This window comes from Streptomyces sp. NPDC054834 (assembly GCF_053611185.1).
In genome coordinates, this window is record NZ_JBSGZV010000078.1 from 16,406 (window position 1) to 27,795 (window position 11,390).

Genomic DNA, 11,390 nt, shown 5'->3' on the forward strand with positions numbered 1-11,390 from the left:
CATTTCGCACGATTCCGTGCGGCGATGCGGCACTATCCGCGTGACCCGGCCGTTGTCCCCTATTGGAACAGCCCTCGCGGCGCCAGGCCTCCCGGCGTGGCCGGGTCCTCGCATACGATGGCCGTTGCTCAGTACGTCCAATGGAAACCGACCGTCCCAGGCCCGACCGGCAAGGAGACCAGCCCCCGTGTCCGTCCTCTCGAAGATCATGCGTGCAGGCGAAGGCAAGATCCTGCGCAAGCTGCACCGCATCGCGGACCAGGTCAACTCCATCGAAGAGGACTTCGTTGACCTCTCCGACGCCGATCTGCGAGCCCTCACCGATGAGTACAAACAGCGGTACGCCGATGGTGAGACTCTGGACGACCTGCTCCCCGAGGCGTTCGCCACCGTGCGCGAGGCCGCCAAGCGCGTCCTCGGTCAGCGGCACTACGACGTGCAGATGATGGGCGGCGCCGCCCTGCACCTCGGGTACGTGGCCGAGATGAAGACCGGTGAGGGCAAGACCCTCGTCGGCACGCTGCCCGCGTATCTGAACGCCCTTTCGGGTGAGGGCGTCCACCTGATCACGGTCAACGACTACCTGGCCGAGCGCGACTCCGAGATGATGGGCCGCGTCCACAGGTTCCTGGGCCTGAGTGTTGGCTGCATCCTGGCCAACATGACGCCGGCCCAGCGCCGCGAGCAGTACGAGTGCGACATCACGTACGGCACGAACAACGAGTTCGGCTTCGACTACCTGCGCGACAACATGGCGTGGTCGCAGGACGAGCTCGTCCAGCGCGGCCACAACTTCGCCATCGTCGACGAGGTCGACTCCATCCTCGTCGACGAGGCCCGTACGCCGCTGATCATCTCCGGCCCGGCCGACCAGGCCACCAAGTGGTACGGCGACTTCGCCAAGCTGGTCACGCGCCTGAAGAAGGGCGAAGCCGGCAACCCGCTCAAGGGCATGGAGGAGACCGGCGACTACGACGTCGACGAGAAGAAGCGCACGGTCGCCATCCATGAGGCCGGCGTCTCGAAGGTCGAGGACTGGCTGGGCATCGACAACCTCTACGAGTCGGTGAACACCCCGCTGGTGGGCTACCTGAACAACGCCATCAAGGCCAAGGAGCTCTTCAAGAAGGACAAGGACTACGTCGTCATCGACGGCGAGGTCATGATCGTCGACGAGCACACCGGCCGTATCCTCGCCGGCCGCCGCTACAACGAGGGCATGCACCAGGCGATCGAGGCGAAGGAAGGGGTGGACATCAAGGACGAGAACCAGACGCTCGCCACGATCACCCTGCAGAACTTCTTCCGCCTCTACAAGAAGCTCTCCGGCATGACCGGTACGGCGATGACCGAGGCCGCCGAGTTCCACCAGATCTACAAGCTCGGCGTGGTCCCGATCCCGACGAACAAGCCGATGGTCCGCAAGGACCAGTCGGACCTGATCTACCGCACCGAGGTCGCCAAGTTCGAGGCGGTCGTCGACGACATCGCCGAGAAGCACGAGAAGGGCCAGCCGATCCTGGTCGGCACCACCTCGGTCGAGAAGTCCGAGTACCTCTCGCAGCAGCTCAGCAAGCGCGGCATCCAGCACGAGGTGCTCAACGCCAAGCAGCACGACCGCGAGGCGACGATCGTCGCCCAGGCCGGCCGCAAGGGCGCGGTCACGGTCGCCACGAACATGGCCGGCCGTGGTACGGACATCAAGCTCGGCGGCAACCCCGAGGACCTCGCCGAGGCGGAGCTGCGCCAGCGCGGCCTCGACCCCGAGGAGCACATCGAGGAGTGGGCGCACGCCCTGCCCGCCGCCCTGGAGAAGGCCGAGCAGGCGGTCAAGGCCGAGAAGGAAGAGGTCGAGGAGCTCGGCGGCCTGTACGTGCTGGGCACCGAGCGGCACGAGTCGCGCCGGATCGACAACCAGCTGCGCGGTCGTTCCGGTCGTCAGGGCGACCCCGGTGAGTCCCGTTTCTACCTCTCCCTCGGCGACGACCTGATGCGGCTGTTCAAGGCCCAGATGGTCGAGCGCGTGATGTCCATGGCGAACGTGCCGGACGATGTGCCGATCGAGAACAAGATGGTCACGCGCGCGATCGCGTCCGCGCAGTCGCAGGTCGAGCAGCAGAACTTCGAGACCCGTAAGAACGTCCTGAAGTACGACGAGGTGCTCAACCGTCAGCGCGAGGTCATCTACGGCGAGCGGCGCCGCGTCCTGGAGGGCGAGGACCTCCAGGAGCAGGTGCAGCACTTCATGGACGACACGATCGACGCGTACGTCGGTGCGGAGACCGCCGAGGGCTTCCCCGAGGACTGGGACCTGGACCGGCTGTGGGGTGCCTTCAAGCAGCTCTACCCGGTGAGGATCACCATCGAGGAGCTGGAGGAGGCGGCCGGTGACCGGGCCGGGCTGACCGCCGAGTTCATCTCCGAGTCCATCAAGGACGACATCCGCGAGCAGTACGAGGCGCGTGAGGGGCAGCTCGGCTCCGAGATCATGCGTGAGCTGGAGCGCCGGGTCGTGCTGTCGGTCCTGGACCGCAAGTGGCGCGAGCACCTCTACGAGATGGACTACCTCCAGGAGGGCATCGGCCTGCGCGCGATGGCGCAGAAGGACCCGCTGGTCGAGTATCAGCGCGAGGGCTTCGACATGTTCCAGGCCATGATGGAGGGCATCAAGGAGGAGTCCGTCGGCTACCTGTTCAACCTGGAGGTCCAGGTCGAGCAGCAGGTCGAGGAGGTCCCGGTCGAGGACGCCAAGCCGTCGATCGAGAAGCAGCCGCAGGAGACGGTTCCGGCGCAGGCCGGCGCCCGTCCCGAGATCCGCGCCAAGGGGCTGGACGCCCCGCAGCGACGCGAGCTGCACTTCTCCGCGCCGACCGTGGACGGCGAGGGCGGCGTCATCGAGGGCGAGTTCGCCGACGACGACGAGCCCGTGCGCTCCGAGGCCGACGGCCTCACCCGCGCCGAGCGGCGCAAGCAGGCCAAGTCGGGCCGTCGCCGCAAGAAGTGACCGCTCAGGTGCCTGAGGCGCCTTAGGGCCTGTCTGAAGGGCCGGGAACCCCTCGGGGTGCCCGGCCCTTCGGCGTGCTGCCCCCGCCGCTCCTTCGCCCGTTGCTTCAGCCGTCCTGCGCTCGTGGAGTGCGGCCTCGTGGAGTGCGGGGCCCGCCCAGTTCCACCGCCGTGCAGCGCCAGCGGAGGTCGGGGCCCTGTTCCAGGCGGAAGGCCAGGGCGCGGAGCTGGTCGCCGGCGCCGATGCGGGCGAAGGCCTCGACGGCGCCCGGGCGGGGGACGTAGTAGCCGATGTCGCGGACGACGGGACGGGTGCCGCGGGTGCGCAGAGTGCCGGCTTCGGCGAGCCGGGCCAGATCGTCGTACGCGCGGCCGACGGTGTGCCGGAGCATCCAGTGGACGGGGCGCCGGCCGCTCAGCACGGCGAGGAGACGGTCGGCGAAGAGGTCGGTGGGGCGGGGCCGCGGAGGCGGCGCGCTGGCGGCCGGCCCCGTGTCCGGGGTGGGCCGGGCCGCGCGCGGGGCCGGGTTGCGGGGCGGGGTGCCGCCGGGGCGGCGGGGGTCGCGGCGGCTCGGCGGGCGGGTGCCGGGGCGGTGCTGTGCCGCTGCCCTGGTCATGACCTTGTTCATGGAAGTCCCCGTTCGGCGGGCCCGGCGGGTACCGGGCGGTAACTTGCTGGTGGGGATCTTGTACGTGCCCGGGGACCGGGGCGGCAAGGAAGGACCCGGCCGGTGTCGCGAGGCCGGGAGGTTCACCTATCCGAGTGGTCGGCACGGCGGGAAACCCCGTGGCGCGGGGGTGAGCCCGGGTGAGTCGCGGGGCGCCGGGTGGACGTCGGGGGCATCACGGGCGGGAACCCGAAAGAGGACTCCACACGTATCCTGAAGGCCCTCCGGGGGACGCGGGACCGCCCTCCCCGGAGCCTCAGCGGAGTCTCCGACCAGGAAAGAGCGGCCAGCATGCGCGTCTACGTCCCCCTGACCCTCTCCGGGCTCGCCGAGGCCTACAAGACGGGTGAGCTGGGGAGTGGCCCGCTCGTCGCGTACGCCGTCACGCCCGGGCTGCGCGAGTGGTATCTCTCCGACGACCTTGAGGAACTGGAGTACGCGGCGCTGAGCCGGGCCGCGCTGGCCTCCCTGCGGCTGCTGGCCACGGAGCCGGACACGGCGCGGCGGCGTGTCGTGGTCGCCGTCGACGTGCCCGACGGCGCGGCCGCCGCCGACCCGGACCGCGGGCTCGACCCGGCGGCGCTCGGTGAGGTGCGGGTGGCCGGGCCGGTGCGGCTGGCCAAGGCGGCGGCGGTGCATGTGGACGCGGACGACGCGGAGGCGGACGTGGCCGCCGCGGCCGGGGCACTCGAGGCGGCGGACGGGGGGGACGACGACGCGCAGTTCGTCGTGGACGGGGCCGAGGACCACGAGCTGCTGTGGTTCGCGACGCAGGAGATCCCGAATCTGGTGGGGCTCGGGTAACCGACGCGACTGCTGTGACCTGCGGGATCATCCGCCGCTTCCATGATTGTCAGTGGCGGCGGGTACGTTTTTGGGCATGGGGATGCACTCAAGCGCGCACATCGTCTGGGACTGGAACGGGACGCTGTTCCATGACAACGACGCGATCATCGGGGCGACGAACGCGGCGTTCGGTGAGCTGGGGCTGGAGCCGATCACACTGGAGCAGTACCGGGCGCTGTACTGCGTGCCGGTGCCCAGGTTCTACGAGCGGCTGCTGGGGAGGCTGCCGACCGATGCCGAGTGGGAGGTCATGGACGACGTCTTCCACCGGTACTACGCCGAGCACCGGGTGCGGTGCGGGCTGACCGAGGGCGCGGTGGACCTGCTGGCGGCGTGGCGGTCGGCGGGGCGCAGCCAGTCGCTGCTGAGCATGTATGTGCACGACGAACTGGTGCCGCTGGTGCGCGGGTTCGGGATCGAGGCGCACTTCATCCGGGTGGAGGGGCGGATCGGGCCGTCCGGGGGCAGCAAGGCCGAGCACATGGTGCGGCATCTCGAGGCGCTGGACGGGGCGGGGATCGAGCCCGCGCGTACGGTGGTGATCGGGGACGCGGCGGACGACGCCGTGGCGGCGCGGTACGTCGGGGCGGGGGCTGTGCTGTACACCGGGGGCTCGCACAGCCGGGCCAGCCTGGAGAAGGTGGGCGTGCCCGTGGTGGACACGCTGGCGGAGGCCGTGGCGGAGGCGGAGCGGCTGGCGGCCTGACCGGCCGGCCCCGCCTCGCGCACACGTCGGCTCAGGTCACCGGCGCCTTCGCGCGCAGGACCTTCAGGAACTCCCGCATCCAGCCGGAGTGGTCCGGCCAGGCCCGTGCGGAGACGAGGGTGCCGTCGACGACCGCCTCGGCGTCCTGGAAGGTGGCGCCGGCGGCCTGCATGTCGAGTTCGAGGGCGGGGTAGGCGGTGACACGGCGGCCGCTGAGGCTGTCCGTGGCGGCGGTCAGCAGGGGGCCGTGGCAGATCTGGGCGACCGGCTTGTCGGTGTCGAAGAACGACTTGAGGATCTTGCGGACCTCGGGATCGTTGCGGAGATACTCGGGGGCGCGGCCGCCGGGGATGACGACGGCGACGTACTGGCCGGGGTCGACCTCGGAGAAGGCGAGGTCGGCGGGCCAGGTGTAGCCGGGCTTCTCGGTGTACGTGTCGAAGCCGGGTTCGAAGTCGTGGACGACGAATTGCAGCTTCTTGCGGGAGGGGGCGGCGATGTGAACCTCGTAGCCCTCCTCGCGGAGGCGCTGGTAGGGGTACAGGACCTCCAGTGACTCCGCTGCGTCGCCGGTGACGATGAGGATCTTGGCGGTCATGTCGGGCGGCTCCTCTCGGGAGGACAATCCCTGTCTACGGCAAACGTCCCCCCGATGAGCCCCGTTGCCAAGAGGACCCGCCGGTTTCCCGGGGAGCCGCTTCCCTGTGCGACCCGGACCGCCGTGGATACGCCTTCCCGGCCGTCTCCACCCCTGTGCATAACGTCAAACTTCCACCCCGGGATTTGTACACATACGGCTCATGACGGGCCCCCGGTCAGGAGCGATAGCCTTGTGGCGTGATCAGCGCGATAGTTCGCGGAGGCACCGGTGCCTTCGCCCTGCGCCCGGAAAACACGGACGACATCCGTGGCCGGGCGGCAATCGCTGGTCTTCGCGGGCGGGACGGGGGCGCAAGGGTCCCCGAGGCGCCGCGCACTCCCCGGGGAAAGACGTCGCCGAGAGCAGCGTCACACCCGTCGGGCGCGCCGAGAATGGCTGATTACCCCCCGCTCCTCTCACCTTGCGGCATAGCGTCGGACCGGACCGGACACCCCGGGCCGTGGCGGCGAGCCGGAAGGAAAGAGGCCGTACTTCCTTCTACGTCACGCAACGGCGCGCGACAGGAGCCAGAGGACAATGCAGACCAAGCTGGACGAAGCCAAGGCCGAGCTGCTCGAGAGGGCTGCTCGGGTAGCTGAGAACAGCCCGGTCGGGGGGCACCTACCGACTGGGATCACGGGCGCGGGCATTCCGGGCACCCCGGGCAGCCCGGACCAGGAATCCATGCTCGCGTTCCTCCAGCGCTACTACCTGCACACCGCCCCCGAGGACCTCACCGACCGCGACCCGGTCGATGTCTTCGGAGCCGCGGTCTCGCACTACCGGCTGGCCGAGAACCGCCCCCAGGGCACGGCCAACGTGCGGGTCCACACCCCGACCGTCGAAGAGAACGGGTGGACTTGCAGCCACACCGTCGTCGAGGTCGTCACCGACGACATGCCCTTCCTCGTCGACTCGGTCACCAATGAGCTGACCCGGCAGGGACGCGGCATCCACGTCGTCATCCACCCGCAGTTCGTCGTCCGGCGCGATGTCACCGGCAAGCTCATCGAGGTGCTGCCGACGCCGCCCGCCGACGGCGAGCTCCCGCACGACGCGCACGTCGAGTCCTGGATCCACGTCGAGACCGACCGCGAGACGGACCGCGCCGACCTCAAGCAGATCACCTCCGACCTGGTGCGCGTGCTGTCCGACGTCCGCGAGGCCGTCGAGGACTGGGAGAAGATGCGGGACGCGGCGCTGCGCATGGCCGAGGGCCTGCCGGACGAGCCCGTTCCCGGTGATCTCGCCGTGCCCGAGGTCGAGGAAGCCCGCGAGCTGCTGCGCTGGCTGGCCGCCGACCACTTCACCTTCCTCGGCTTCCGCGAGTACCAGCTGCGCGAGGACGACTCCCTGGCCGCGGTCCCCGGCACCGGGCTCGGCATACTGCGCTCGGACCCGCACCACTCCAGCGCTGAGCAGCACCCCGTCAGCCCGTCCTTCGAGCGGCTCCCGGCCGACGCCCGGGCCAAGGCCCGCGAGCACAAGCTGCTGGTGCTGACCAAGGCCAACAGCCGGGCCACCGTGCACCGGCCGTCCTACCTGGACTACATCGGCGTCAAGAAGTTCGACGCGAACGGCAACGTCGTCGGCGAGCGCCGCTTCCTCGGCCTGTTCTCCTCCGCCGCCTACACCGAGTCCGTCCGCCGGGTCCCGGTGATCCGGCGCAAGGTCGAAGAGGTCCTGGAGCGCGCCGGCTTCTCGCCCCACAGCCACGACGGCCGCGACCTGCTCCAGATCATGGAGACCTACCCGCGCGACGAGCTCTTCCAGACCCCGGTCGCCGAGCTCCAGTCCATCGTCACGTCGGTGCTGTACCTCCAGGAGCGCCGGCGGCTCAGGCTCTACCTGCGGCAGGACGAGTACGGCCGCTACTACTCCGCGCTGGTCTACCTGCCCCGCGACCGTTACACCACCGGCGTCCGGCTGCGGATCATCGACATCCTGAAGGAGGAGCTGGGCGGCACCAGCGTCGACTTCACGGCCTGGAACACCGAGTCGATCCTCTCCCGGCTGCACTTCGTCGTCCGTGTCCCGCAGGGCACCGAGCTGCCTGAGCTCAGCGACAGCGACAAGGACCGCATCGAGGCCCGCCTGGTGGAGGCGGCCCGCTCCTGGGCCGACGCGTTCGCCGAGGCGCTGACCGCCGAGTGCGGCGAGGAGTACGCGGCCGAGGTGCTGCGCCGCTACAACAACGCCTTCCCCGAGGGGTACAAGGCCGACCACAGCCCGCGCGCCGCGGTCGCCGACCTCGTCCACCTGGAGCGGCTGGGCGAGGACAAGACGTTCTCGCTGAGCCTGTACGAGCCGGTGGGCGCCGCGCCCGAGGAGCGCCGCTTCAAGATCTACCAGAAGGGCGGCACGGTCTCCCTCTCCCAGGTGCTGCCGGTGCTGAGCCGGCTCGGCGTCGAGGTCACCGACGAGCGGCCGTACGAACTGCGGTGCGCGGACCGGACGACCGCGTGGATCTACGACTTCGGGCTGCGCATGCCCAAGGTGGTGGGCGGTGGCGCGGAGTACCTCGGCGACGACGGCCGCGAGCGCTTCCAGGACGCCTTCGCGGCCACCTGGACCGGCCACGCGGAGAACGACGGTTTCAACGCCCTCGTGCTGAGTGCCGGCCTGACCTGGCGGCAGGCGATGGTGCTGCGCGCGTACGCCAAATACCTGCGGCAGGCGGGCTCCACTTTCAGCCAGGACTACATGGAGGACACCCTCCGCAACAACGTCCACACCACCCGGCTGCTCGTCTCCCTGTTCGAGGCGCGGATGTCGCCGGACCGGCAGCGCGCCGGGCTGGAGATCGTCGACGCCCTGCTCGAGGAGCTCGACGCGGCCCTGGACCAGGTGGCGAGCCTCGACGAGGACCGCATCCTGCGTTCCTTCCTCACCGTCATCAAGGCGACGCTGCGCACCAACTTCTTCCAGGAGACCCGCGGCGGCGAGCCGCACGAGTACGTCTCCATGAAGTTCGACCCACAGGCCATCCCCGACCTGCCGGCGCCGCGCCCGGCGTACGAGATCTGGGTGTACTCGCCGCGGGTCGAGGGCGTGCACCTGCGCTTCGGCAAGGTCGCCCGAGGCGGTCTGCGCTGGTCGGACCGCCGCGAGGACTTCCGTACGGAGATCCTCGGCCTGGTCAAGGCGCAGATGGTGAAGAACACCGTCATCGTGCCGGTCGGCGCCAAGGGCGGCTTCGTCGCCAAGCAGCTGCCGGACCCGAGCGTGGACCGGGACGCGTGGCTGGCGGAGGGCATCGCCAGCTACAAGACCTTCATCTCGGCGCTGCTGGACATCACCGACAACATGGTGGCCGGCGAGGTCGTGCCGCCGCAGGACGTCGTGCGGCACGACGAGGACGACACCTACCTGGTGGTCGCGGCCGACAAGGGCACGGCGACGTTCTCGGACATCGCCAACGAGGTCGCCCAGTCGTACAACTTCTGGCTCGGTGACGCCTTCGCCTCCGGTGGCAGCGCGGGCTACGACCACAAGGGCATGGGCATCACGGCCCGTGGCGCCTGGGAGTCCGTCAAGCGGCACTTCCGGGAGCTGGGCGTGGACACCCAGACCCAGGACTTCACGGTCGTCGGCATCGGTGACATGTCCGGTGACGTGTTCGGCAACGGCATGCTGCTGAGCGAGCACATCCGGCTGGTCGCCGCCTTCGACCACCGGCACATCTTCATCGACCCCACCCCGGACGCGGCCGTCTCCTACGCCGAGCGCCGCCGCCTGTTCGAACTGCCCCGCTCCAGCTGGGCCGACTACGACACCGACCTGCTGTCGGCGGGCGGCGGCGTGTTCCCGCGTACCGCCAAGGCCATCCCGGTCAACGCGCACATCCGCGAGGCGCTCGGCATCGAGGGCAAGGTCACCAAGCTGACCCCGGCCGAGCTGATGAAGGCGATCCTCAAGGCCCCGGTGGACCTGCTGTGGAACGGCGGCATCGGCACGTACGTCAAGGCGGCCGGCGAGTCCAACGCGGACGTCGGCGACAAGGCCAACGACGCCATCCGTGTCGACGGCGCCGACCTGCGCGTCAAGGTCGTCGGCGAGGGCGGCAACCTGGGCCTGACCCAGCTGGGCCGCATCGAGTTCGCGACGCAGGGCGGCAAGATCAACAACGACGCGATCGACAACAGCGCGGGCGTGGACACCTCCGACCACGAGGTGAACATCAAGATCCTGCTCAACGGCCTGGTCACGGACGGCGACATGACCGTCAAGCAGCGCAACAAGCTGCTCGCCGAGATGACCGACGAGGTCGGCCGTCTGGTCCTGCGCAACAACTACGCGCAGAACACGGCGATTGCCAACGCGCTGGCCCAGTCCAAGGACATGCTCAACGCCCAGCAGCGCTTCCTCCGCCACCTGGTGCGCGAGGGTCACCTCGACCGGGCGCTGGAGTTCCTGCCCACCGACCGCCAGATCCGCGAGCGGCTGACCCAGGGCCACGGGCTGACCAGCCCGGAGACGGCCGTCCTGCTGGCCTACACGAAGATCACGGTCGCCGAGGAGCTGCTGCACACCTCGCTGCCGGACGACCCGTACCTGCGCGGCCTGCTGCACTCGTACTTCCCGGCCGCGCTGCGCGAGCAGTTCGCCGAACGAATCGACGGCCACCCGCTGCGCCGCGAGATCACCACGACCGTGCTGGTCAACGACACGGTCAACACGGGCGGTACGACGTATCTGCACCGGCTGCGCGAGGAGACCGGGGCCTCCCTGGAGGAGATCGTCCGGGCGCAGACCGTGGCTCGTACGATCTTCAGCTCAGCGCCGGTGTGGGACGCGGTCGAGGCGCTCGACAACCAGGTCGACGCCGACGTCCAGACCCGTATCCGCCTGCACTCGCGCCGTCTGGTGGAGCGCGGCACGCGCTGGCTGCTGAACAACCGGCCGCAGCCGCTGGAGCTCGCCGAGACCGTCGAGTTCTTCGCCGAACGGGTCGAGCAGGTCTGGCAGCAGCTGCCCAAGCTGCTGCGCGGCGAGGACCTGGAGTGGTACCAGCACGTGTACGACGAGCTGGCCGCGGCCGGTGTCCCGGACGAGCTGGCGACGCGGGTGGCCGGGTTCTCCTCGGCCTTCCCGACGCTGGACATCGTCTCGGTGGCCGACCGCATGGGCAAGGAGCCGCTGGACGTCGCCGAGGTCTACTACGACCTCGCCGACCGCCTCGGTATCACCCAGCTCATGGACCGCATCATCGAGCTGCCCCGCGCGGACCGCTGGCAGTCCATGGCCCGCGCGTCCATCCGCGAGGACCTGTACGCGGCCCACGCGTCCCTCACCGCGGACGTCCTCGCCGTCGGCAACGGCACCTCGACTCCCGAGCAGCGCTTCAAGGCCTGGGAGCAGAAGAACACGGCGATCCTGAGCCGGGCGCGGACCACCCTGGAGGAGATCCGCGGCTCGGAGACCTTCGACCTCGCCAACCTGTCGGTGGCGATGCGGACGATGCGGACGCTGCTGCGCACGCACGCGTAGACATACGCCAGCAGGGGGCGCCCCGAGCCGGACCCGG

The 11,390-nt window shown here is 69.8% G+C and carries 6 protein-coding genes; 4 read left to right on the forward strand and 2 right to left on the reverse strand.

Annotated elements, in window-relative coordinates; all coding sequences use genetic code 11:
- Positions 1 to 187 precede the first annotated feature (187 nt).
- Positions 188 to 3,004, forward strand: a complete 2,817-nt coding sequence (gene secA, locus ACWGJM_RS46775; RefSeq protein ID WP_453417892.1) for a preprotein translocase subunit SecA — start codon at positions 188 to 190, stop codon at positions 3,002 to 3,004.
- Positions 3,005 to 3,110: 106 nt separating this feature from the next.
- Here secA and ACWGJM_RS46780 read toward each other — a convergent pair whose 3' ends face one another.
- Positions 3,111 to 3,632, reverse strand: coding sequence for an Rv3235 family protein (locus ACWGJM_RS46780; protein WP_453417893.1), 522 nt, complete (start codon positions 3,630 to 3,632; stop codon positions 3,111 to 3,113).
- A gap of 330 nt (positions 3,633 to 3,962) precedes the next feature.
- Here ACWGJM_RS46780 and ACWGJM_RS46785 point away from each other — a divergent pair, with 330 nt between their 5' ends.
- A complete protein-coding gene (locus ACWGJM_RS46785; RefSeq protein WP_453417894.1) occupies positions 3,963 to 4,475 on the forward strand; it encodes a DUF6912 family protein in 513 nt (170 codons plus the stop codon).
- A gap of 76 nt (positions 4,476 to 4,551) precedes the next feature.
- A complete protein-coding gene (locus tag ACWGJM_RS46790) occupies positions 4,552 to 5,223 on the forward strand; it encodes an HAD family hydrolase (RefSeq protein ID WP_453417895.1) in 672 nt (223 codons plus the stop codon).
- Positions 5,224 to 5,254: 31 nt separating this feature from the next.
- On the opposite strand, the gene ACWGJM_RS46795 is transcribed toward ACWGJM_RS46790, so the two are convergent.
- Positions 5,255 to 5,821: a DJ-1/PfpI family protein gene (locus ACWGJM_RS46795; protein ID WP_453417896.1), complete on the reverse strand. Its 567-nt coding sequence runs from the start codon at positions 5,819 to 5,821 to the stop codon at positions 5,255 to 5,257.
- A 579-nt stretch (positions 5,822 to 6,400) separates the two neighbouring features.
- On the opposite strand from ACWGJM_RS46795, the gene ACWGJM_RS46800 reads away from it, so the two are divergent.
- Positions 6,401 to 11,353, forward strand: coding sequence for an NAD-glutamate dehydrogenase (locus ACWGJM_RS46800; protein ID WP_453417897.1), 4,953 nt, complete (start codon positions 6,401 to 6,403; stop codon positions 11,351 to 11,353).
- Positions 11,354 to 11,390: the final 37 nt, after the last annotated feature.